Origin of the sequence: Microbacterium sp. LRZ72, assembly GCF_033792225.1 — a bacterium.
Lineage (GTDB): Bacteria > Actinomycetota > Actinomycetes > Actinomycetales > Microbacteriaceae > Microbacterium.
Genome location: NZ_JANGEX010000006.1, coordinates 134,044 through 156,019 on the forward strand (window position 1 = coordinate 134,044; position 21,976 = coordinate 156,019).

Below are 21,976 nucleotides of genomic sequence, written 5' to 3' on the forward strand. Positions count from 1 at the left end.
CGCGCCGCAGGAGGGTCACCGCCGGATGCGCGCCCGTCCGCGGATCACGCTGCCGAGTGAGGCGCGCACGGGCTGCCCCAGGTAGATCCCCAGCGTCGCTCCCACTGCCAGGCTCATGCCGACGACGGCTGCGGCTGCCAGCGCCGCGAAGCCGGCGAGCATGAGTTGGGGATCCTCGCCCGCCTCGACGATGCCGAGCAGGCCCCGGAACACGGCGCCACCGGGAACCATCGGAAGGATCGCCGCGGTCGCGATCGCGACCGACGGCACGTGCAGACGATAGGCGACGACGATGCCCAGGAAGCTCGCGGAGAACGCGCCGATCCCGCTCGCCGCCGCCGTCTCGAGGCCGACCAGCGTCGCGCCGAGGAACCCCGCCCAGGCGACGAGACTCAGCGCGGCGCTGACCAGGACGATCCGGATGCCGGCTCCGTTGTAGACCGTCACCGCGATCGCGATCATCACTGCGCCGAGGAACTGCAGCGGAATCGTTCCGAAAGGCAGCGCGGCGGTGGGCGGCGCCATCGTGATGCCGATCAGGCCCGCGAATTGCAGCCCGGCGAGGATGCCGAGCACGACGCCGAGAGTGTTGATCGTCAGATCGAGGATGCGCCCGAGCGCGGTGAGGGCGAACCCGTCGATCGCATCCTGCGCGGCCCCGACGACGGTGAGGCCCGCGAGCATGAGGACGATGGCGGACGCCACGATCATCGTCGGGCGGACGACGCCCTCGGCGACCAGGCCGGTCTGGGCCAGCAGCGGCGAGGCGGCCGCCACCATCGTCAGCACGAAGGCGCCGGCGATCTGGCTGAAGAAGAAGGGCACCCGCACTTTCGCCAGCGCGAACTGCGTCAACGCCGCCATCGCACCGGCGAAGTAGGCGATGACGAACACGAGCAGGTTGGCGCCGAACACGAGGCTGACGCCGCCCGCGAGCAGCGCCTGCGACGAGACGACCATGAGGGGCGGATACCGGAACGGGGCGCTGCGGATGGCGCGATACTGTTCGCGCGCAGCCTCGAGGTCGAGCCCTCTTGCGATCTCGTTCACGAGCGCCTGCAGGCGCTGGAGCTTGGTGTGATCGGGCGCGGTGACACGCACGACGCGCATCAGCGTGATCGGTCGCGCTGCGCCGCTGCGGTGATGCGCGGCGGTGATCGAGTTGTAGGTCACGTCCACGTGCACCGGGTCGAGGCCGTAGGCGGCCGCGGAGCGGATGATCGTGAGCGTGACCTCGCTCGCCGGGGCACCCGTCGCGAGCATGGTCTCGCCGATGCGCACGGCGAGATCGAGGATGCGAACGGCCATCGCGTCGTCGATGATCGGCAGCGTCGCCGTCATGGCGTGCGAGGTGTGGTCGGTGCGGATGAGGTGGCCCAGGGACGAGAACCATCCGCGGCGGCGTTCGTGCATGCTGCCGCTTTCCTCCTGACCTGAACGGGTGCCGAAATCCGTCCCCGATCATACCTTTCCCCGGCGGCGCGCACGGTGTCCGACGGCATCTCCCGCACCGTCGCGGCTGGGCGCCGCGACGGGCATATGACGTGGGCCGCATGACCTCTTCCGTAGAATGGTCCGTCGGACGCGCAAACCGCGCGTCCTTCACCCCCGGGAGATCCACGTGGCGCTTATCGTGCAGAAGTACGGCGGCTCGTCCGTCGCCGACGCCGAGAGCATCAAGAGGGTCGCCAAGCGGATCGTCGACACGCGGCGGGCGGGCAACGACGTCGTCGTGGCCGTGAGCGCGATGGGCGACACTACCGACGAGCTGCTCGAGCTCGCCGACGACGTGGCTCCCATTCCGGCGCCGCGCGAACTCGACATGCTGCTCTCGAGCGGCGAGCGCATCTCGATGGCGCTGCTGGCGATGGCGATCCACTCGATGGGCTTCGAGGCGCGTTCCTTCACGGGCAGCCAGGCGGGGATGATCACCGATGCCACCCACGGCGCCGCCCGCATCGTCGACGTCACGCCCGTTCGCCTGCGCGAAGCGCTCGACGAGGGCGCGATCGTCATCGTCGCGGGCTTCCAGGGGTTCAATCGCGACACGCGAGACATCACCACGCTCGGCCGCGGCGGCTCCGACACGACGGCGGTCGCGCTGGCAGCTGCGCTGAAGGCCGACGTGTGCGAGATCTACAGCGACGTCGACGGCATCTTCACGGCGGACCCCCGCATCGTGCCGCGCGCGCACAAGCTGAGCGCGATCTCGAGCGAGGAGATGCTCGAGCTCGCCGCGAACGGCGCGAAAGTCCTCTACATCCGCGCGGTGGAATATGCGCGCCGACACGGCGTTCTCATCCACGCACGGTCCACTTTCACCTCGGGCGAGGGCACCCTCGTCCTCGACGAGAAGCGCCGGGCGGCGCTTGCACAGCAGGGAGACGCCATGGAAGAGCCCATCGTCACCGGAGTGGCCACCGATCTCGGCCAGGCCAAGATCACCGTGCTCGGCGTTCCGGACGTCCCGGGCAAGGCGGCCGAGATCTTCCGCATCGTCGCCGAGTCGGGGGCGAACGTCGACATGATCGTGCAGAACGTCTCGGCGGCCGCGACGGGACGCACCGACATCTCGTTCACGCTGCCCAAGAGCGACTCCCCGGGGGCGATCAAGGCCCTCGCCGGCGACAAGTCCGAGGTGGGCTTCGAGAGCCTCGTGCACGACGATCAGGTCGGCAAGCTCTCCGTCGTCGGGGCGGGCATGCGCACGCACTCCGGCGTATCGGCGACCCTGTTCGAGGCGCTGAGCGTCTCCGGCATCAACATCGAGATGATCTCGACGAGTGAGGTTCGCATCTCGGTCGTGGTCCGCTCGAACGACCTGGCCGAGGCGGCGCGCGTCGTCCACACGGCGTACGGCCTCGACGGCGACGTCGAGGCGACGGTGCACGCCGGCACCGGCCGCTGATTCGCGCGGGCGCCCGGCGCCCGATCGCTGACGAAACGAGGAAGCAGACCTATGACCCGTATCGCAGACTCCGGAGTCTCTCTCGCCGTCGTGGGCGCCACCGGTCAGGTGGGCGCCGTCATGCGCGAGATTCTCGCCGAGCGTGCGTTCCCGATCCGTGAGCTGCGGCTGTTCGCCACGGCTCGCTCCGCGGGCACGACGATCGACTTCGACGGGCATCCCATCCCGGTCGAGGACATCGCGACGGCCGATCCTGCGGGCATCGAGATCGCCCTGTTCTCCGCGGGCGCGACCGGCAGTCGCGCCCACGCGCCCCGGTTCGCCGAGGCCGGGGCGAGCGTCATCGACAACTCCAGTGCCTGGCGCATGGACCCCGAGGTGCCGCTCGTGGTCAGCGAGGTCAACCCCCACGCGATCGATCAGGCCGTCAAGGGCATCATCGCCAACCCGAACTGCACGACGATGGCGGCCATGCCCGTCCTCAAGCCGCTGCACGCCGAGGCCGGTCTCACGCGTCTGGTCGTCAGCACGTACCAGGCGGTGAGCGGATCGGGGCTCGCCGGTGCGCAGGAGCTGCTGGGGCAGGTCGAGAGCGCGCTCGAGCAGGGGGACACCCTGCGGCTCGTGCACGACGGCTCGGCCGTGGACTTCCCGGAGCCGGAGAAGTACGTCGCGCCGATCGCCTTCGACGTCATCCCGTTCGCCGGCAGTCTCGTCGACGACGGCGACAACGAGACCGACGAAGAAAAGAAGCTGCGCAACGAGAGCCGCAAGATCCTCGAGCTGCCCGAGCTGCCGGTCGCCGGCACCTGCGTGCGTGTTCCGGTCTTCACGGGCCACTCGTTGTCGATCCACGTCGAGTTCGCCCGCGAGATCACGCCCGAGCGTGCGCGTGAGGTGCTGGCGGATGCCGCCGGTGTCGCCCTGCAGGAGGTGCCGACCCCGTTGCACGCCGCCGGCAAGGACCCGAGCTTCGTCGGTCGTATCCGCGCCGACCAGTCCGCCCCGGCCGGCAAGGGACTCGTGATCTTCGTCAGCAATGACAACCTGCGCAAGGGGGCGGCGCTGAACGCGGTTCAGATCGCCGAGATCGTCGCCGCCCGTCGATCCTGAGGCCGATATTCCCCGTCCGCGCGACATCGCCCGCCGGCGAGTTCGGGCACGGGCCGCACCTAGGATGGTCGGGTGAGTGAAACCGTCGACGTCGCCCTGATCGGGGGTGGCATCATGAGCGCCACCCTTGGCACACTGCTGTCCGAGCTTCAGCCCGATTGGAAGATCACCGTCTTCGAGAGGCTCGAAGACGTCGCCCTCGAGAGCTCGAACGCCTGGAACAACGCCGGCACGGGGCACGCGGCCCTGTGCGAGTTGAACTACATGCCGCCGGCAGCGGACGGGTCGGTCGATCCCGCCAAGGCCATCACGATCAATGAGCAGTTCCAGCAGAGCCGGCAGTTCTGGTCGTCCCTGGTGGAGCGCGGCGTTCTCGACGCTCCCTCGACGTTCATCAACTCGACCCCGCACATGACGTTCGTGCGCGGCGAGAAGGACGTGGCCTATCTCAAGAAGCGCTACGAGTCGCTCCGGGAGCAGCCGCTGTTCGCCGGAATCGAGTACAGCGAGGATTCGCGGGTCATCAACCAGTGGGCGCCGCTGCTGATGAAGCAGCGGCTGAAGAGCGATGAGCCGTTCGCCGCCACGCGGGTGCCGGCCGGAACCGACGTCGACTTCGGGGCTCTCACGCGACAGATGTTCGACCACCTCGCCGCGCGCGGCGCGCAGGTGCTGACCAACCGCGAGGTGAAGAACCTCACGCAGCGCTCGGACGGCACGTGGAAGGTCGACTACCGCAACGAGATCGGACGCACGCCGGGCAGCATCGATGCGCGCTTCGTCTTCGTGGGCGCGGGTGGCTGGGCGCTCAAGCTGCTGCAGCGCTCGGGCATCCCCGAGATCTCGGGGTACGGCGTGTTCCCCATCGGCGGGCAGTGGCTCAAGACCTCCGACCCCGCGATCGTCTCGAAGCACCGTGCCAAGGTGTACTCGCAGGCGAGCGTCGGCGCTCCGCCGATGTCCGTCCCGCACCTCGACACCCGCGTCGTCGATGGCGAGGCCTCGCTGCTCTTCGGCCCGTTCGCGACGTTCAGCCCCAAGTTCCTCAAGCGGGGCTCGATGCTCGACCTGATCACCCAGGTGCGGCCCGGCAACATCCTGCCGATGTTGAAGGTGGCCATCGACAACCCCTCGCTGATCAGCTACCTCGTGGGCGAGCTGCTGAAGTCGCACAAGGACAAGGTCGCGAGCCTGCGAGAGTTCATGCCGTCCGCGAAGGACGAGGACTGGGAGCTGCTCAACGCCGGCCAGCGGGCGCAGGTGATGAAGAAGGATCCCGACAAGGGTGGTGTGCTGCAGTTCGGGACCGAGGTGATCGCCGCCAAGGACGGCTCCATCGCGGGCCTGCTCGGCGCCTCGCCCGGGGCTTCCACGGCCGTCTCGATCATGCTCGGACTGCTGAAGACGTGCTTCCCCGATCGCATCGAGGCGTGGCAGCCGCGGCTCGGCGAGCTCATTCCGAGCCACGGTGAGACGCTGAACACGGATGCCGCCGCCGCGCGCACGGCGCTCGAGCGCACGGCGCAGACGCTCACGCTGCGGGCATAGCGGCGCGTCGGCCCCGCCGGCGGGGGATCGTAGACTCGGCGGGTGGCCAAACTCTATTTCCGCTACGGCGCGATGAACTCGGGGAAGTCCACGGCGCTGCTCCAGGCCGCGTACAACTACGAGGAGCGCGGACAGCAGGTGCTGCTGGCCAAGCCGGCGATCGACACCAAGGGCGCCGACCAGATCGCCTCGCGCCTGGGAGTGACGCGCCCCGTCGATTTTCTGATCGGCCCCTCCGACGACGCGCGGCAGCTCTTCGGCCACCACCGGGCCCGGGCTCGGGAGCGCGCCGAGGCGGCGCTGATCCCCGACGGCCGGGTCGCGGACGTCGCATGCCTGATGGTCGACGAGGCGCAGTTCCTGCGGCCGCGCCAGGTCGACGACCTGTTCCGCATCGCGATCGCCGACGGCATCCCCGTTCTCGCCTACGGCATCCGCACGGACTTCCGCACGGCGGCCTTCCCGGGCTCGCGACGCCTGCTCGAGATCGCCCATTCGCTCGAGGAGCTCAAGACGATCTGCCGGTGCGGTCGCAAGGCGGTCTTCAACGGGCGCGTGATCGGCGGGCGCTTCATCTTCGACGGCGACCAGGTCGCGATCGACGCCGCCACGGCGGGCACCGGGAGCGATCATCTCGTCACGTACGAGTCGCTGTGCGGCGCGTGCTACCTGCAGGAATCGGGTGGACGCCTCACCCCCGAGAGCGTCGACGCCGACGGCTAGGCTGGCGGTATGCGAGTACTTCTTGCCGGCGGGGCCGGCTATATCGGCGCGCACACGGCCGTGGCCCTCCTGGATGCCGGGCACGATGCGGTGCTGCTCGACGACCTCTCGGGCACGCACTCGGCGGCCGCTGAGCGCGTCGCGCGGATCACGGATCGGACCGCGCCGCTCGTCGTGGGCGACATCACCGACGATGCAGTGGTCGAGAAGGCCTTCGACGAGCACGGCCCCTTCGACGCCATCATCCATTTCGCCGCCTTCAAAGCGGTGGGGGAGTCGACGCAGAAGCCTCTGCAGTACTACGCGAACAACCTCGGGACCACCTTCGCGCTCCTGCGCGTGGGCATCGCCCGCGGCATCCGCTCGTTCGTGTTCTCGAGCACGGGCACGGTGTACGCCGATCCGGTCGATCTGCCGTTCACCGAAGAGGCGACGACGAGCGTCGATCTGTCGAACCCGTACTCGAAGTCCAAGCGCATGAACGAGGTCGTGCTCGCCGACGTGGCGTCGGTGAACCCGGAGCTGAACGTCACCGTCCTGCGGTATTTCAACCCCGTGGGCGCGCACCCCAGCGGTCTGATCGGCGAGGACCCCGCCGGCATCCCGAACAATCTGATGCCCTACGTCTCGCGGGTCGCGATCGGATCGCTCGAGCGCGTCGGCGTCTTCGGCGACGACTACGACACCCCCGATGGAACGGGACTGCGCGACTACATCCACGTCGTCGACCTCGCCGAGGGACACGTCGCGGCACTGGAGAAGTCCGCGCCGGGGTATGCCGTCTACAACCTCGGCACGGGGGTGCCGGTGAGCGTGCTCGGGCTCGTCGCGGCGTTCGAGAAGGCCGTGGGGCATGAGCTGCCGAAACAGATCATGCCCCGCCGCCCGGGGGATGTCGCGGCGACGTACTGCGATCCGGCCAAAGCGGCGCGCGAGCTGGGATGGCAGACACGCCTGACGATCGACGACGCGTGCCGCGACTACTGGCACTGGCAGCAGTCCAACCCCGCGGGATACGCCGGCGTCTGAGCGCACGTCCACCGTTCGCCTGCTCGCGGTGCGGACGACCCCTCGTCGCCCGGTCTTGCATGGTCTGACCACACGCGCTAGCGTGGTCTGACCACACGACGGGCTGATGGGGGATGCCGCATGCAGAGCCCGACCGATGCACGCAAGGCGTGGCAGGTGGTGCTTGAGCACATCGAGGCCGGACTGATCGACGGTCGCTTCACGCCCGGCGATCGACTTCCGCCGGAGCGTGAGCTTGCGACGACGCTCGGCGTCGGCAGATCGAGCGTGCGCGAGGCGCTGCGCGTGCTCGAGGTGCTCGGTCTCGTTCGCACCGGCACCGGATCCGGTCCCGCCGCCGGCGCCATCATCATCGCCACGCCCCACGGGGGCATGGCGGCGCTCCTGCGCCTGCAGGTCGCCGCGCAGGGCTTTCCGCTGGGCGACATCGTGCAGACCCGCCTGCTGCTCGAGGGCGGCGTGGTCGACAGCCTCGCCCGCGCCGGGGACGCCGATCTCGCTCCCGCCGTAGCCGTGCTCGATGCGATGGAGCGCGACGACCTCACGGCCGCCGAGTTCCTGGCCCTCGACGCGCAGTTCCACCTCACGCTCGCCGAGGCCTCCGGCAACATCGTCGTCGCCGCCGTGATGGCCGGCCTGCGCAGTTCGATCGAGGACTACGTGCGCGAGGGCGCCGAGCGGATCACCGATTGGGCGGGCACGGCTGCGCGTCTGCGGCAGGAGCACCGCCGCATCCTGACCGCCGTGCGCGAGGGCGACCCCGAGGGCGCGCGCGCCCGCATCCAGGCCCACATCACCGGCTACTACGACCACGCGGGCCTCGCCCGCTCCTGAGGAAAGGACCCACCATGGTCGCCCGCCAGCTGCCCAACCCCGCCGAGCTGCTCGAGCTGATGCAGTTCAAGAAGCCCGAGCTCAACGGCAAGAAGCGCCGGCTGGATGCTGCGCTCACGATCGCCGATCTGCGCACGATCGCCAAGCGCCGCACTCCCAAGGCCGCGTTCGACTACACCGACGGCGCCGCCGAGGGCGAGCTCTCGCTGGGCCGCGCGCGGCTCGCGTTCGAGGACGTCGAGTTCCATCCCTCGGTGCTGCGGCCCGCCGCCGACGTCGACACGTCGACGACGATCCTCGGCGGACCCGCCGCGCTGCCCTTCGGGATCGCCCCCACGGGCTTCACCCGGCTCATGCAGACGGAGGGCGAGATCGCCGGGGCGTCCGCGGCGGCCGCCGCCGGCATCCCGTTCACCCTTTCGACCCTCGGCACCACGTCGATCGAAGACGTCAGGGCCGCCAATCCGCACGGGCGCAACTGGTTTCAGCTGTACGTGATGCGCGACCGCGAGATCTCGTACGGGCTCGCCCGGCGCGCGGCCGAGGCGGGATTCGACACCCTCATGTTCACGGTCGATACGCCTGTCGCCGGTGCACGGCTGCGCGACAAGCGCAACGGGTTCTCGATCCCGCCGCAGCTGACGCTCGGCACCATCATCAACGCGATCCCACGGCCGTGGTGGTGGTTCGACTTCCTCACCACCCCGAAGCTCGAGTTCGCGTCGCTGTCGTCCACCGGCGGCACCGTGGGTGAGCTGCTGGATGCTGCGATGGACCCCACGATCAGCTACGACGACCTCGCCGTCATCCGCGACATCTGGCCCGGCAAGATCGTGATCAAGGGTGTGCAGAACGTCGAGGATGCCGCGCGGCTGGTCGATCTGGGAGTGGACGGGATCATCCTGTCCAACCACGGCGGCCGCCAGCTCGACCGCGCTCCGATCCCGTTCCACCTGCTGCCGCACGTCGTGCGCGAGGTGGGCAAGGACGCGACGATCATGGTCGACACGGGCATCATGAACGGCGCGGACATCGTCGCCTCGATTGCCCTCGGCGCCAAGTTCACCCTCGTGGGACGCGCCTACCTATACGGGCTCATGGCGGGCGGTCGCGAGGGCGTCGACCGTATGATCGCGATCCTGCGCAGCGAGATCGAGCGCACGATGCGCCTTCTCGGCGTCTCATCGCTCGACGAGCTCGGGCCCCAGCACGTCACCCAGCTCACCCGGCTCGTGCCGGTCTCGCCCGAGGTCGCGGGGGTCGCCACGGCGTGAGGCGTCCCGGGCGCACGACGTCAACCCGGGTGTGCACAGTCCGTGCCCCGCGTTAGTCTCCCGTTCCGGCGCGGCGTCGCCGGGACGGGCAGCGCGGGCGGATGCCGCGAGGACGGGGGAGTCGATGACGCTGTCGGTCAGCGCCCGGATCGGCGTCGCCGGAGCGGCGGTGGTCGGCGTCGCGTTCGGGGTGGCCCGCTACGCCTACGGGCTCACACTGCCCGATATCCAGGAGGATCTCGGGCTGTCGGAGCCGGTGCTCGGCCTCATCGCCAGCGCGACGTTCGCCGGGTACCTTGCCGGCCTGCTGCTTGCACGGCTGCTGGCGGCCCGGTACGGCTCGCGCGCTCCCACGACGGTGGGGGGAGCGTGCGGTGCGCTGGGCGCCGCCATCGTCATGCTGGCCGATTCGCCCGGGCTGCTCGCCGTCGGCGCGGTGCTGGCGGGCAGCGCCGGAGGCTGGGTCTGGGCGCCCTACTCCGACATCGTGACGCGAGCGGTGCCCTCACGTCACCAGCCCCGGACGCTCGCGATCATCACGACCGGCACGAGCGGTGGGCTCGTGCTGCTGGGGCTTCTGGGCCTGCTCGGCATCTGGGGAACGTGGCGGCTGGTCTGGGTCGGTCTCGCGCTCGCCGCCGCGGGCGCGGCTGTCGCCAATGTCAGCCTGACGCCTCGGACGGAGCCGACATCCCCCCACGAGGGCGGGTGGCGCCTGGCCGAGCTGGCTCGGCGATTGCGCGCCCCGGGCATCTACTCCCTCGTCTACTTCGCCGTCACGGTGATCTACTTCACCTACGCGGCGGACCGCATCGAGACCGGCGATCTGCCCGCTGCGGCGGCTCCCGGCCTCTACGCGGTCGTCGGTCTCACCGGCGTGGTGGCCGTGACGACGGGGGCGCTCGCGCGGCGCTGGGGCAGCTCCAGAGTGGCCGCGACGTGCCTGATCGCGGTGGCCGCGGCGCTCACGCTGCTCGCGCTGGCCGCAGACTCGGTGGCGGCCACTGCCGTATCGGCGGCCGTCTTCGGCGCGGCGTACATGACGGGCTCCGCCATACTGGCGGTGTGGACCGCCGAGCGGGTTCCCGACCGCGCGGGGGCGGCGTTCACGGGGTGCCTCGTCGTGGGCGCCGTGGGCTCGGTCGCCGCGCCCGCCGTCGCCGGCCCGCTGATCCCTGTTCTGGGGCTGGCGGCACTGCTCGTGGGCACCGCGGCCGTGTCGCTGCTCACCGGCGTGGCGCTGATGCTGCGCGGATCGGCAGGCGGCGGCACGGATGCGCCGCCCGCGCCGTGAGGCTGCGCGTTCTCAGCGCGGGGGCAGCGTGGGGATGAGCGTGTCGAGGAACGCGACCGTCTCCTCCCACCCGCCGACCGCCTGGCAGGGCACGCCCAGGGCGAGCACGGGGTAGTCGTTGCCGCCGTCATCCAGCCGGTCGCCGACGAAGAGCATGTGCGACAGGGGGATGCCGGTCTGCTCCGCCAGCCTGGTCATGCCGTACGCCTTGTCGATGCCGTGGTGCGTGATGTCGACCGAGGTGGATCCGCCCGAGCGCACCTCGAGGTCCGGGATTCGAGCCGCCACCGCATCGCGCAGCGCCGCCTTCTTCGATCCCGTGGGGTCCCAGGCCATCTTCGCCTCGAGCGGCGCGCGCTGCCCCAGCGCCGAGAACGTGATCTGCGAGCCGCGGTCTTCGAGGATCTCTCCCCATGTGTCGTGCTCCCACAGTTCAAGGCGTCGTGCCTCCTCCTCCACAGCGGCGAGCGCGCGGGACTTCTCGTCGGCCGACAGCGCGTGCGCATAGACGGTCTGCAGCGACCCGTCCTCGAAGCGGTAGTACTGGGTGCCGCACGTGGGCATCAGATGCAGGTGCGCGAGTGTGGATGCCGCGGCATCCGGCAGCCGGTCCACCACCTGCGTGCGGAACTGCTCGAGCTGGCCGCCCGAGATGACCGCGACCTCGACGCGGTCGGCCAGGGCCAGCAGCTGCTCGCCGATCCGGCCCGGGATCGCGCTCTTCGACGGTGCGAGCGTGTCGTCGAGGTCGAACGCGACCAGGCGCGGGACGGCGGGGCTGTCGATCGGTTCTTCGACGGGGCGCGCGGCAGGCTCTGTCATTCCACTCCAGCGGCAGGGTTCACGGGTGTCGCCGGGCGATGCGCGGCCCGCCCAGTCTACGAGGCGGGCAGATCGACGCCGTGTTGCGCCGCGTACCCACGCACGCGCTCGACGTAGGCCGCCGCGCGCCCCGGTGTGAGCCAGGACGCCTCGAACGAGTTGACCGCCAGCTGCGCCAGCGTGGCGGCATCCAGGCCCGCCTCACGGGCGAGCGCGACGTAGTTGTCGGCCACATACCCGCCGAAGTACGCGGGGTCGTCCGAGTTGATCGTGACACGGATGCCGCGGCGCAGCAGCGCGACGATCTCGTCGGCCTTCATCTGGGCCGTGACGAACGAGTTCGAGACGGGGCAGCAGGTCAGGCCGATGCCGCGTTCGCGGACGATCTCGACCAGGCGGTCGTCCTCGAGGATGTTGGTGCCGTGGTCGATGCGGTCGACGCCGATGTCCTCGATCACCTGGCGGATGTGCTCGATCGAGCCCGGCTGATCGATGTCGCAGTGCATCGTGAGCAGGAACCCCTCCGCGCGGGCGCGGGCGAACACGTCGGTGAACTTCGCGGGCGGGTTGCCGCGTTCGTCGGAGTCGAGCCCCACCCCGACGATCCACTGCTTGTAGGGCAGCGCCTCCATGAGGGTGGCCATCGCGTACTCGGCGGAGAAGTCGCGCAGAAAGCACAGCACGAGCTCCGCGGAGACGCCCAGCTCCTTCTCGGCTCGCACGATGGCGCGGCGGTAGCCGCCGATGACGTCGGCGAAGGGCACCCCGCGGCTGGTGTGTGCCTGCGGGTCGAAGAAGAGTTCGGCGTGCACCACCCCCTGCGTGGCGGCGCGCTGCAGGTAGTCCCAGGCCAGGTCGTGGAAATCCTCGGGCGTCACGAGCACGCGCATCGCCGGGTAGTAGACGGCGAGGAAGCTGGTGAGGTCGGTGAAGTCGTAGGTCGCGCGCACCTCGTCCACGGTGCTCTCCGGCAGCTGGATGCCGTTGCGTGCCGCGAGGGCGAACTTGAGCTCCGGCTCGAGGGTGCCCTCGAGGTGCAGGTGCAGCTCGGCCTTGGGCAGCCCGACCGCGAAGTCGGCGAGGTCGATCGAGTTGGGGGTCGTCATCGTGCTGTCGGGCATGCGGCCAACCCTATGGCCCCCTCGTTTCGCCCACGTTTCAACCCGGGCGTGCGCGCGGCGTCTTCGACGATGGGGGAGGGGCATGGACGACGAAGGGAGGGCCCGCCGTGAAACGGACCCTCCCTGCTGGTCGGGGTGACAGGATTTGAACCTGCGGCCTCGTCGTCCCGAACGACGCGCGCTACCAAGCTGCGCCACACCCCGTGGCAACCCCCCGAGTCTACCCGAACTCAGCTCGAGCGACGAACGGGCTCAGTCCGCGGGTCGGGCGACGAGCGTGAGCAGAGTCGTCTCGGGACGGCAGGCGAAACGCACCGGAGCATAGATGGAATGGCCCAGCCCGGCACTGACGTGCAGTGGCACGCGGCGGCCGGCGGCCTGCCACTCTGACAGCCCGCGAGTCTGGCGCAGTGGCAGGTCGCAGTTGGCCACGAGCGCACCGACGCCCGGCACACGCACCTGGCCGCCGTGCGTGTGGCCGGCGAAGAGCGCGTCCGCGCCCGCTCCGGTGAACGAGTCGAGCACCCGCCGGTACGGGGCGTGGGTCACCCCGATCGTGGCCTCCGGGGCCCCGGGCCCGGCGCGCAGCGCCGCCGTCAGCTCGGGCACCCGGTCGAGCCGATCGAGCCCGTGATGGGCGTCGTTGACCCCGAATGCGTCGACCGAGCGACCCCCGACATCCACCCGCGCTGCGGCATCGTTGAGTGACGTCCACCCCAGCTCGTCCGTCAGGTAGCGGTCCATCGCGGCCGTGTCGATCCTGGTCACCGCCGGAAGGCGGCTCGATGGACCCAGGAAGTATCGCAGGGGATTGCGGGGCTGCGGCGCAAATAGATCGTTGGACCCGTGCACGTACACGCCGGGCACGCCGCGCAGTCCATCCAGTGCGGCGCGCACCCCCGCCAGTCCGGCGGGGTGCCCCAGGTTGTCGCCGGTGTTGACGACGAGGTCGGGCTCGAGGGCTGCGAGAGATGCGACCCACCGCTGCTTGCGCCGCTGCCAGGGCGCCATGTGGATGTCGGAGATGTGCAGGATGCGCAGGGGCGCCGAACCGACGGGGAGCACCGGCAGCGTCTCACGCCGCACCGTGTAGAGGTGGCGTTCGATGCCGATGCCCCAGACCGCCGCGGCAGCGCCGAGCGCGCCCAGCGTCGCGAGGATGCGGGGCGCGCTCGAGCGGAGCGTCGTCACGAGCAGTCGGTGCGTTCGACCGTGATCGACACCGATTCGTTGCGGTTCGTCGAGGTGCCGCCGCTCGGCGACATCGCGACGACGGTGCCGTCCTCGCTGGCGTCCTCGTTCTCTTCACAACTGACCGATGGATCGCCGAACCCGGCGCCCCGGATCTCGCCGATCGCCGCATCCGGGCTCATGCCGACCACGTCGGGAACCGTGGCTCCGTCGCCGTTGCTCGGGTAGATCGTGACCGTGACCGCTCCGCGGACCTGGCCCGCTCCCGGATCCTGCCGCTCGATCGTCCCCTCGGCGCGGGTGCCGTCGACGGGGCCGCCGACATTGACGCTGAAGCCGGCGGCGGTGAGGGTGCTCCGTGCTTCTTCGATCGACTGTCCGATCACGCTCGGCAGGTCGCGGTAGACCTGGCGGGTCAGGGTGTCGTCGGGGGAGGGGAATGCCTCGCCGCCGAACTTGGCGTTCGCGGCACCCTGCATCGCCGGCCAGATGGAGTGGCGCATCTGCCAGAGCGACAGACCGTTGGCGTAGTTGTAGTCGAGGCGGCCGTGGCCGGTGACATTGCCCACCCAGACGACGGTCGTGACTTCGGTGCTCGAACCGTCCATCCACGTCTGCTCCTGCTCGTGGATTCCGGTCTTGCCGAACGCCGGCACGCCGTCGTAGATGCGCGACGTGACCGCCGAGCCGCCGTTGAGGACGCCTTCGAGGGTGTACGCTGCGGTCGCCGCAACGGCTTCGTCGAGCACGCGATCGCAGCTGCTCTCGGGGATCGGCAGCTCTTCGCCGTCCGGCCCGAGCACGCGATCGATCGCCTGAGGTTCGCAGTACACACCCTCGTTCGCGATGGTCGCGTACGCACCCGCCATGTCGATCGGGGCGATGTTCTTCGACCCGAGGATGTCGTACGCGACGTTCGCCTGGTAGCCGTCGTCGGGACGGGACTCGTACGTCGACCACCCGTTGGCGAGCGTGACGCCCATGCGGTCGGCGATCTTGTTGGTATCGCACACCGAGACCTGCTCGCTCATCGCGAGGAAGCCGGTGTTGAGTGAGTCCGCCGTGAAGCGCATGGGCGTGCCGTTGTACCCGCCGACGCCCTGGAAGTTGTTGATCTGCCCCGGGGTGATGCGCTGGGTGCCGAAGCCGCAGCCGAGCTGGATGGTGAAGTTGCGCTGGCGGCCGTCGATGATCTCGTTGACCGAGTGCCCGTGCTCGAGCCAGTTCAGCAGGGTGAACAGCTTGTACGTGGAGCCCACGGGGAACCCGTTGGACCCGCCGTTGACCTTGCGGGTGTTGTAGTTGATGGACGTATACGACGGGTCGCTCGATGTCAGGTCGGCATCCTGCGAGTACTTGCGGTTCTGCACCATCGAGAGCACCCGCCCCGTGTCGGGTTCGATCTGCACGCCCGTCGCGCCCAGGTCGAGGTCCGGGTGGGTGTCGGGCACGATGGCGATCGCCTCGTCCGCAGCGGCCTGCAGGTCGAGATCGAGCGTCGTGTAGACCTTCAGCCCACCGCGGCTCAGGATCGCTTCGCGCTCCTCGGGCGTGGCGCCGAAGGCCTCGTCGTTCTCGATGATCGTGCGCACGTAGTCGCAGAAGAACGCCGCGCCGTCGGCCGCGACGCAGCCCTGCGACGAGGGCTGGATGTCGGGGGTGATGGGCGCGTCGAGCACCGTGTTGTACTGCTCTTCGGTGATCTTGCCGTCGTCGTAGAGCCGCTCGACGACGTAGTTGCGTCGCTGCAGCGTCTGCGCGTAGCCGTTCTCCTCGCCGTTGACCTCGCTGTCGGGACGGTCGATGCGATAGGTGTTCGGGTTCTGCACCATGCCCGCGAGCGTGGCGGACTGGTTGATGTTCAGCTCCGACGCAGACGTGTTGAAGTAGTACCGGGCCGCCGCCTCGATGCCATAGGTCGTGCCGCCGAAGTTGGCGATGTTGAGATAGCCCAGCAGGATGTCGTTCTTCGAGTAGCGCTGTTCGAGGGCGATCGCGTAGCGCACCTCCTGCAGCTTGCGCTCGATGCCTTCCATCCCGGAAGCCGTCGTCGCGTCCTCCCAGCACGCGCGCAGCGTCTCGTCGTCCTCCGCCTCGGACTCGCAGCGCTGCACGAGCACGTTCTTGACGTACTGCTGGCTAATGGAGGAACCGCCCTGCGTCTGACCCGACCCGGTGACGTTCGAGATCGCCGCGCGGGTCGTGCCGATCAGATCGACGCCGCCGTGGTTGTAGTAGCGCGGGTCCTCGCTCGAGAGGATCGCGTCGTAGACGATCGGGGCGATCTCGTCGTATTCGACGGGGAGCCTGTTCTGATCGTAGAAGCGCGCGAGCTGCACGTCGTCGCCGTCGTCGTTCGTGGCGTAGATCTCGGTCGGGAGCATCAGGTCCTCGATCTCGAGGTAGCTCGGCATGTTGTCGAACATCGTGATCGCGCTCGACGCGGCGGCGCCCGAGACGGCGATGGCGGGAGTAACGGTTGCGGTCACCAGAACACCCGCGACAGCGCTGAGGCCTACGAGGCCGGCGAGACCGGCGAGCACACCCGTAGCCGTCTTTTTCGTACCAGGCATAGGGTTGATGGTAAGCGAGTTACCTGAGCGATGACCCAATCGGCTCGCCGCACCGTTCTCGCGCCCGAGACACACGCCCTGAGACAACCGAGGAGATCGATGACCACCTGGGAGTACCTGACCGCCCCGCTGATGATCCACAACACGGCGGCGATCCTCAACAACTGGGGCAAGCAGGGCTGGGAGCTCGTGCAGGTCGTGACGGGCCCCGAGGGTGGATTGGTGGGCTACTTCAAGCGTCCCGCCGATGCCGGCGCCGGCCAGGCCAACACCGGCCTCTCCGCCGCAGCCGAGGCGTCCCGGCAGTTCGAGGGGCAGTGAGCGTGGCGATCTCGACGCGCCTGGCCGAGCTCGGCATCGAGCTTCCCGAGGTCGTGCCGCCGGTGGCGGCATACGTGCCGGCGAAGGTGCACGGCGATCTCGTCTACACCGCCGGTCAGCTGCCGTTCGAACAGGGCACGCTGCCGGCGACGGGAAAGGTCGGTGACGGCGCAGGTCTCGTCCCGGCTTCGGATGCCGCGGGCTACGCGCGTCGCTGCGCCCTGAACGCCATCGCGGCCGCAGCCGCCGCGGCGGGGGGCGTCGACCGCCTGGGCGGCGTGGTGAAGGTGACCGGCTTCGTGTCGTCGGTGCCCGACTTCACGGGGCAGCCCGGCGTGATCAACGGTGCCAGCGAGCTGCTCGGCCAGGTGTTCGGCGACGCCGGCACGCACGCACGCTCGGCCGTGGGGGTGCCGGTGCTGCCGCTGGACTCGCCCGTCGAGGTCGAGGTCGTCTTCTCGCTCGCCTAGCGGCATCCGCCCCCGCCGGGCTCTCAGCGCACCTGCGCGCTGATCACGTTCATGACGGCCGCATCGGCCAACGTCGTGGTGTCGCCCACCTCGCGACCCTCGGCGACATCCCGCAGCAGTCGACGCATGATCTTGCCCGACCGGGTCTTCGGCAGCTCGCCGACGATGTACACGTCGCGGGGCCGCGCGATCGGGCCGATCTGATCGCCCACCCACACACGCAGATCCTTCGCGAGGCCGTCGGGACTGTGCCGGTCGAGGTAGCTCTGCTTGAGCACCACGAACGCCACGACGGCCTGTCCCGTCGTCTCGTCGGCGGCACCGACCACGGCGGCCTCGGCGGTGGCCTCGTGCGCGACGAGCGCGGACTCGATCTCGGCGGTGGAGAGGCGGTGCCCCGAGACGTTCATCACGTCGTCGACGCGGCCCAGCAGCCAGATGTCGCCGTCCTCGTCGCGGCGCGCCCCGTCTCCGGCGAAGTAATAGCCCTGTGCGGCGAACTTCTCCCAGTAGGTCTCGACGAAGCGCTCCGGGTCGCCCCAGATTCCGCGCAGCATGCTCGGCCATGGCTTGGTCGCGACGAGCAGGCCTCCCGCGTCGTTGCCGACGTGCTGTCCCTGTTCGTCGACGACGTCCACCGAGATGCCGGGCATCGGCACCTGCGCGCTGCCCGGCTTGGTCTCGGTCACGCCCGGGAGGGCCGAGATCATGATGGCGCCGGTCTCGGTCTGCCACCAGGTGTCGACGATGGGCGCGGTGCCGCCGCCGATGACCTCGCGGTACCACATCCAGGCCTCGGGGTTGATCGGCTCGCCCACAGAGCCCAGCACACGCAGGCTCGACAGGTCGAAGGACTGCGGCACGGTGCGGCCGATCTTCATGAACGAGCGGATCGCCGTGGGAGCCGTGTAGAAGCTCGTGACGCCGTACTTCTCGATGATCTCCCACCATCGGCCCGGGTGGGGGGAGTCGGGCGTGCCCTCGTAGAGCACCTGCGTCGCGCCGTTCGCGAGCGGGCCGTAGACCACGTAGGTGTGTCCCGTGATCCATCCGACGTCGGCGGTGCACCAATACACGTCCGACTCGGGATGCAGATCGAACACGGCGCGGTGCGTGTAGGCCGACTGCGTCAGGTACCCGCCGGAGGTGTGCAGGATCCCCTTGGGTCTGCCCGTCGTGCCCGACGTGTAGAGCACGAAGAGGGGATGCTCGGCCTCGAATGCGGGGGCCTCGTGGTCGCCGGATGCCGCGGGCACGACATCGTGCCACCACACGTCGCGCTCCGGCATCCACTCGACGTCGTTGCCGCCGCGGCGCACGACGAGCACGCGCTCGACGCTCGCCTGTGGCCCCTGGCCGCCTCGGTCGGCCAGAGCCGCATCGACGGCGGGCTTGAGCGGCGAGACCTTGCCCTTGCGGTAGCCGCCGTCGGCGGTGATGACGACTTTGGCGCCGGCGTCGTCGATCCGGGCGCGCAGGCTGTCGGCCGAGAACCCGCCGAACACGACGGAGTGCACTGCGCCGACGCGGGCCACGGCGAGCATCGCGGCGACGGCCTCGGGGATCATGGGGAGGTAGACGGCGACGCGGTCTCCCGGCTCGACGCCGAACCCGATCAGCACGTTCGCGACCCGCTTGACCTCGTCGGTCAGCTCGGCGTACGTGATGCGGCGCTCGTCGCCCGGTTCGCCCTCCCACAGCAGCGCGACACGGTCGCCGTGGCCCGCGTCCACGTGCCGGTCGAGGCAGTTGTAGGCCACGTTGAGCTCGCCGTCGGCGAACCAGCGGGCGAACGGGGGGTTCGACCAGTCGAGCACCTCGGTGAACGGCGTGCGCCAGTCGATCGTCTCGCGTGCCCGTTCGGCCCAGAACACCTCGGGGTCCGCGGCGCGGGCATACAGATCTGCGGTGGCGACGGCATCCGCGGCGAACTGCTCCGGCGGGGCGAACCGGCGGTTCTCGTGCAGAAGGTGATCGATGGGGTTGGTCATCTCGCGGGTGCTCCTTCACGTTCGACGGCAGCCTGTGCGGCCCGCTGCCCGGCCGTCGGGGAGTGTCGTGGCCGGTGGTGGGAGTCGCCCGCAGGACGGCTCCGTGGCCCGAATCTACCGGTGCGCCCGCGTCGACGACGACCGCCGTGACGCGCCGTGACGGGCGGAGGAGGCGCGGGTTCCGATATACCGCAGGTCATCGCGTCGATTCTCGCGCGCCCCCGGACTGAATGCGCATATGCTCTTCTGCGGCCGATCAATCGAATCCGGCATCTGCGGCACCCTCACCCCCCATCGTCCGGGTGTCGCGTGGCGGCACTCCATTCCCCCCGTGGAGTGCCGCCTTCTCTTATGCTCGCGCTCGCGGCTGCAGTTTTCTGCGCGGGCTGCATCTATTGCCGGCGCCGGCGCAGAAAACTGCAGCCCCCGCGGTGCGGGGACACGCGGGCGCACTCGGTCTCCTCACCCAGGGGGCCCGCGAGTTGTCCCCGTCTGCACGTCATGCCGACGTCTCGGGTGACGCCGCACTCCTACGCTCGCGACATGTCATCGCCCTTCGTCGTCCGCCCTCGCCAGGAACACGACAACCGTTCGGGGCCTGTCGAGCCCACCGACGGACCCGCGCCCTGGGCGCTGCCCGGTGTCGACCCGCGCGGCGCGCCGCGCGCTGCGATGCGGCCCGCCGCACCCGCCGACGCATCGGGGTCACGTGCGGCCGGCACTCCGGCCGAGTGGGCGGCGCTCCTGCGCAACGGCACAGACGCCGCCGCGAATCCCGCGGGGCCGACGCCGCTGCTCGGAGACGTGGGGCGTGACGGGGCGGTCCCAACCGCGGCGGGGCCCGCGCCCGACGCGGAGCCGAGGCCCGCCGCCCTCGAGCCGGTCGGTCTCTATCTGGATGACCCTGCCGTCACCGACGTCTTCATCAACGGGTCCCGCGGGCTGTGGGCCGACCGCGGAAAGGGCGCGGTGCGCGACCCGCGCTGGCGCGCCGACGAGGAGGCGGTGCGCGAGCTCGCGGTGGGGCTCATCGCCGCCGGCGGCCGGCATGTCGATGATGCGAGTCCGTGTGTCGACGTGCGGCTGGAGTCCGGCATCCGTGTGCACGTCGCCCTGCCGCCTGTCTCGGCATCCGGCACCGCGGTGTCGATCCGTATCCCCCGCGTGGCCCGCCCCCGTCTGTCCGACATCGCCGCGCAGGGCACCTTCGGCGGCGACCCCGCGGTGGAGAGCTGGCTGCGCGAGGTGATCGCCGCCCGCGTGAACGTGCTGGTGACGGGTGCGGCCGGCAGTGGCAAGACGACGCTGCTCGCGGCTCTGCTGTCGGAAGTGGCGTCCGGCGAGAGGATCATCACGATCGAGGATGTCGCCGAGCTCGCGATCGCCCATGAGCATCACGTGGCGTTGGAGGCGCGGCAGCCGAATCTCGAGGGTGTCGGCGAGATCGGCCTCGCAAGGCTCGTGCGCGAGGCGCTGCGCATGCGCCCGGACCGGCTCGTCGTGGGGGAGTGTCGTGGAGCCGAGATCCGCGAGATGCTCGCGGCATTCAACACCGGGCACGACGGCGGGGCCGGCACGGTGCACGCCAGCGGGCTCGCCGAGGTCCCGCCCCGGCTCGAGGCGCTCGGCGCGCTCGCCGGCCTCGACGACGGGGCCCTTGCGAGGCAGGCTGTGGGCGGCATCGGACTCGTGCTCCACATGGGGCGCACCGTCGAGGGAGCGCGCCGACTCGCGGGGGCGGGGCGGCTGCGGCTGGATGCTGGGCGCCTCGCGATCGAGGAGTGCCAGCCGTGGCGCGAATAGGGTGCCCTGCGCCGGCACCGCGCCTCGCGCAGATCGCCGACGTCGTGCACCGCCTGGCCGTGCTGTTGAAGGCCGGAGTCGAGCCGCGGGCGGCCTGGCGCTTCGTCGCGGCGTCGTCCCCCGACGCGCGGGAACCGGCGCGGCGCATCGGCGCGGGGGAGTCCGTGACCGCTGCCCTCGCCGAGGCCGGGGTTCCGTGGCGCGAAGTGGCCGCGGCGTGGCGCGTCGCGACGGCGGTCGGCGCACCGCTGGGCGACACCCTGCGTGCCTTCGCGGAGGGGCTGCGTGATGCGGCCGATGCTCGCGACGACGTGTCGGTGGCGCTCGCCGAGCCCGCCTCCACGGCGCGCCTGATGGGCTGGCTGCCCGCCGTCGGCGTCGTGCTCGGCATGGCTCTCGGGTTCGATACCGCGGGTGTTCTCCTCACCGATCCGAGAGGGTGGGCGTGCATCGTGCTCGGCGCGCTGCTGCTGATCGCGGGGCGCGCGTGGTCGGCCGCGCTCGTGCGCCGCGCGCAGCCTGACCCCGGACTGCCCGGACTCGAGGCCGAGCTCTATGCGATCGCGTTGGGCGGCGGCGTCTCGCTGGACCGTGCGGCCGCGCATGTGAGCGCGGCGATCTCTTCGCAGCCGTCGCACCGGACCGTCGGCGGCGAGGCTCCGCAGACGGTGCCGCGGGCTGTGCGCGAGGTTCTCGATCTCTCGCGTGCCGCCGGGGTGCCCGCGGTCGAGCTGCTGCGCGCGGAGTCGACGCGCGCACGGCACGGGGCGCGCATCGAGGGCCGCTCCCGAGCCGCGCGACTGGGCTCGCGTCTGTTGCTGCCGCTCGGCGTCTGCACCCTGCCGTCGTTCCTCGTGCTCGGCGTGGCGCCGCTGGTGCTGGCCGTGCTCTCGACGACCGACCTGCCCTTCGGCTGAGATCCCGCACCATCCGCCACCACGACAAGGCACCACCCAGAAGA

The 21,976-nt window shown here is 70.3% G+C and carries 18 protein-coding genes and 1 tRNA gene; 12 read left to right on the forward strand and 7 right to left on the reverse strand.

Translation table 11 applies throughout. The features are described 5' to 3' along the window. Positions 1–15: 15 nt before the first annotated feature. Positions 16–1,413 carry a threonine/serine ThrE exporter family protein gene (locus M4I32_RS08775; RefSeq protein ID WP_319034096.1) on the reverse strand — a complete coding sequence of 466 codons (1,398 nt, stop codon included), beginning with the start codon at positions 1,411–1,413 and terminating at the stop codon, positions 16–18. A gap of 208 nt (positions 1,414–1,621) precedes the next feature. Here M4I32_RS08775 and M4I32_RS08780 point away from each other — a divergent pair, with 208 nt between their 5' ends. From M4I32_RS08780 to M4I32_RS08815, 8 genes are all read left to right on the forward strand, one after another. Continuing rightward, entirely contained in the window at positions 1,622–2,908 is a 1,287-nt protein-coding gene (locus M4I32_RS08780) for an aspartate kinase (RefSeq protein ID WP_319034097.1), read from the forward strand. A gap of 51 nt (positions 2,909–2,959) precedes the next feature. Further along, a complete protein-coding gene (locus M4I32_RS08785) occupies positions 2,960–4,021 on the forward strand; it encodes an aspartate-semialdehyde dehydrogenase (protein WP_319034098.1) in 1,062 nt (353 codons plus the stop codon). 72 nt (positions 4,022–4,093) lie between these two features. Beyond that, a complete protein-coding gene (locus tag M4I32_RS08790) occupies positions 4,094–5,569 on the forward strand; it encodes a malate:quinone oxidoreductase (RefSeq protein ID WP_319034099.1) in 1,476 nt (491 codons plus the stop codon). Positions 5,570–5,611: 42 nt separating this feature from the next. Then, positions 5,612–6,292, forward strand: coding sequence for a thymidine kinase (locus tag M4I32_RS08795; protein ID WP_319034100.1), 681 nt, complete (start codon positions 5,612–5,614; stop codon positions 6,290–6,292). Positions 6,293–6,301: 9 nt separating this feature from the next. Further along, positions 6,302–7,321: a UDP-glucose 4-epimerase GalE gene (gene galE, locus M4I32_RS08800; RefSeq protein WP_319034101.1), complete on the forward strand. Its 1,020-nt coding sequence runs from the start codon at positions 6,302–6,304 to the stop codon at positions 7,319–7,321. A 120-nt stretch (positions 7,322–7,441) separates the two neighbouring features. Continuing rightward, positions 7,442–8,155, forward strand: coding sequence for a FadR/GntR family transcriptional regulator (locus tag M4I32_RS08805; protein ID WP_319034102.1), 714 nt, complete (start codon positions 7,442–7,444; stop codon positions 8,153–8,155). A gap of 14 nt (positions 8,156–8,169) precedes the next feature. Further along, the gene (locus M4I32_RS08810) at positions 8,170–9,429 is read left to right on the forward strand and encodes an alpha-hydroxy acid oxidase (protein WP_319034103.1); all 1,260 of its coding nucleotides are present in this window, start codon (positions 8,170–8,172) and stop codon (positions 9,427–9,429) included. A gap of 124 nt (positions 9,430–9,553) precedes the next feature. After that, positions 9,554–10,723: an MFS transporter gene (locus M4I32_RS08815; protein ID WP_319034104.1), complete on the forward strand. Its 1,170-nt coding sequence runs from the start codon at positions 9,554–9,556 to the stop codon at positions 10,721–10,723. 12 nt (positions 10,724–10,735) lie between these two features. Here M4I32_RS08815 and M4I32_RS08820 read toward each other — a convergent pair whose 3' ends face one another. The 5 genes from M4I32_RS08820 to M4I32_RS08840 form a co-directional block, all read right to left on the reverse strand. Beyond that, the gene (locus M4I32_RS08820; protein ID WP_319034105.1) at positions 10,736–11,545 is read right to left on the reverse strand and encodes an HAD-IIB family hydrolase; all 810 of its coding nucleotides are present in this window, start codon (positions 11,543–11,545) and stop codon (positions 10,736–10,738) included. A 56-nt stretch (positions 11,546–11,601) separates the two neighbouring features. Next, complete coding sequence (add, locus tag M4I32_RS08825) at positions 11,602–12,666, reverse strand: adenosine deaminase (RefSeq protein WP_319034106.1); 1,065 nt, start codon at positions 12,664–12,666, stop codon at positions 11,602–11,604. A 127-nt stretch (positions 12,667–12,793) separates the two neighbouring features. Next, positions 12,794–12,870, reverse strand: a tRNA-Pro gene (locus M4I32_RS08830). Between the two features lie 48 nt (positions 12,871–12,918). Further along, positions 12,919–13,857, reverse strand: a complete 939-nt coding sequence (locus M4I32_RS08835; protein WP_319034107.1) for a metallophosphoesterase — start codon at positions 13,855–13,857, stop codon at positions 12,919–12,921. Beyond that, positions 13,854–16,430 carry a transglycosylase domain-containing protein gene (locus M4I32_RS08840; protein WP_319034108.1) on the reverse strand — a complete coding sequence of 859 codons (2,577 nt, stop codon included), beginning with the start codon at positions 16,428–16,430 and terminating at the stop codon, positions 13,854–13,856. Before M4I32_RS08840 ends, M4I32_RS08835 begins: the two co-directional genes overlap by 4 nt. A 99-nt stretch (positions 16,431–16,529) precedes the next feature. On the opposite strand from M4I32_RS08840, the gene M4I32_RS08845 reads away from it, so the two are divergent. After that, positions 16,530–16,751: a DUF4177 domain-containing protein gene (locus tag M4I32_RS08845; protein WP_319034109.1), complete on the forward strand. Its 222-nt coding sequence runs from the start codon at positions 16,530–16,532 to the stop codon at positions 16,749–16,751. Positions 16,752–16,753: 2 nt separating this feature from the next. Then, positions 16,754–17,221, forward strand: a complete 468-nt coding sequence (locus M4I32_RS08850) for a RidA family protein (RefSeq protein WP_319034110.1) — start codon at positions 16,754–16,756, stop codon at positions 17,219–17,221. A gap of 23 nt (positions 17,222–17,244) precedes the next feature. Here M4I32_RS08850 and acs read toward each other — a convergent pair whose 3' ends face one another. Continuing rightward, positions 17,245–19,212: an acetate--CoA ligase gene (gene acs / locus M4I32_RS08855; RefSeq protein ID WP_319034111.1), complete on the reverse strand. Its 1,968-nt coding sequence runs from the start codon at positions 19,210–19,212 to the stop codon at positions 17,245–17,247. Positions 19,213–19,755: 543 nt separating this feature from the next. On the opposite strand from acs, the gene M4I32_RS08860 reads away from it, so the two are divergent. Together M4I32_RS08860 and M4I32_RS08865 are read left to right on the forward strand one after the other, a co-directional pair. Continuing rightward, positions 19,756–21,015, forward strand: coding sequence for a CpaF family protein (locus M4I32_RS08860; protein ID WP_319034112.1), 1,260 nt, complete (start codon positions 19,756–19,758; stop codon positions 21,013–21,015). Further along, complete coding sequence (locus M4I32_RS08865; protein ID WP_319034113.1) at positions 21,003–21,932, forward strand: type II secretion system F family protein; 930 nt, start codon at positions 21,003–21,005, stop codon at positions 21,930–21,932. Before M4I32_RS08860 ends, M4I32_RS08865 begins: the two co-directional genes overlap by 13 nt. Positions 21,933–21,976 lie beyond the last annotated feature (44 nt).

Bases quoted from the DNA above. Each gene is read 5' to 3' on its own strand.
- M4I32_RS08775 (WP_319034096.1), bottom strand. From the start codon at position 1,413: ATGCACGAACGCCGCCGCGGATGGTTCTCGTCCCTGGGCCACCTCATC.
- M4I32_RS08785 (WP_319034098.1), top strand. From the start codon at position 2,960: ATGACCCGTATCGCAGACTCCGGAGTCTCTCTCGCCGTCGTGGGCGCC.
- galE (WP_319034101.1), top strand. From the start codon at position 6,302: ATGCGAGTACTTCTTGCCGGCGGGGCCGGCTATATCGGCGCGCACACG.
- M4I32_RS08805 (WP_319034102.1), top strand. From the start codon at position 7,442: ATGCAGAGCCCGACCGATGCACGCAAGGCGTGGCAGGTGGTGCTTGAG.
- M4I32_RS08810 (WP_319034103.1), top strand. From the start codon at position 8,170: ATGGTCGCCCGCCAGCTGCCCAACCCCGCCGAGCTGCTCGAGCTGATG.
- M4I32_RS08815 (WP_319034104.1), top strand. From the start codon at position 9,554: ATGACGCTGTCGGTCAGCGCCCGGATCGGCGTCGCCGGAGCGGCGGTG.
- M4I32_RS08820 (WP_319034105.1), bottom strand. From the start codon at position 11,545: ATGACAGAGCCTGCCGCGCGCCCCGTCGAAGAACCGATCGACAGCCCC.
- add (WP_319034106.1), bottom strand. From the start codon at position 12,666: ATGCCCGACAGCACGATGACGACCCCCAACTCGATCGACCTCGCCGAC.
- M4I32_RS08840 (WP_319034108.1), bottom strand. From the start codon at position 16,430: ATGCCTGGTACGAAAAAGACGGCTACGGGTGTGCTCGCCGGTCTCGCC.
- M4I32_RS08845 (WP_319034109.1), top strand. From the start codon at position 16,530: ATGACCACCTGGGAGTACCTGACCGCCCCGCTGATGATCCACAACACG.
- acs (WP_319034111.1), bottom strand. From the start codon at position 19,212: ATGACCAACCCCATCGATCACCTTCTGCACGAGAACCGCCGGTTCGCC.
- M4I32_RS08860 (WP_319034112.1), top strand. From the start codon at position 19,756: ATGTCATCGCCCTTCGTCGTCCGCCCTCGCCAGGAACACGACAACCGT.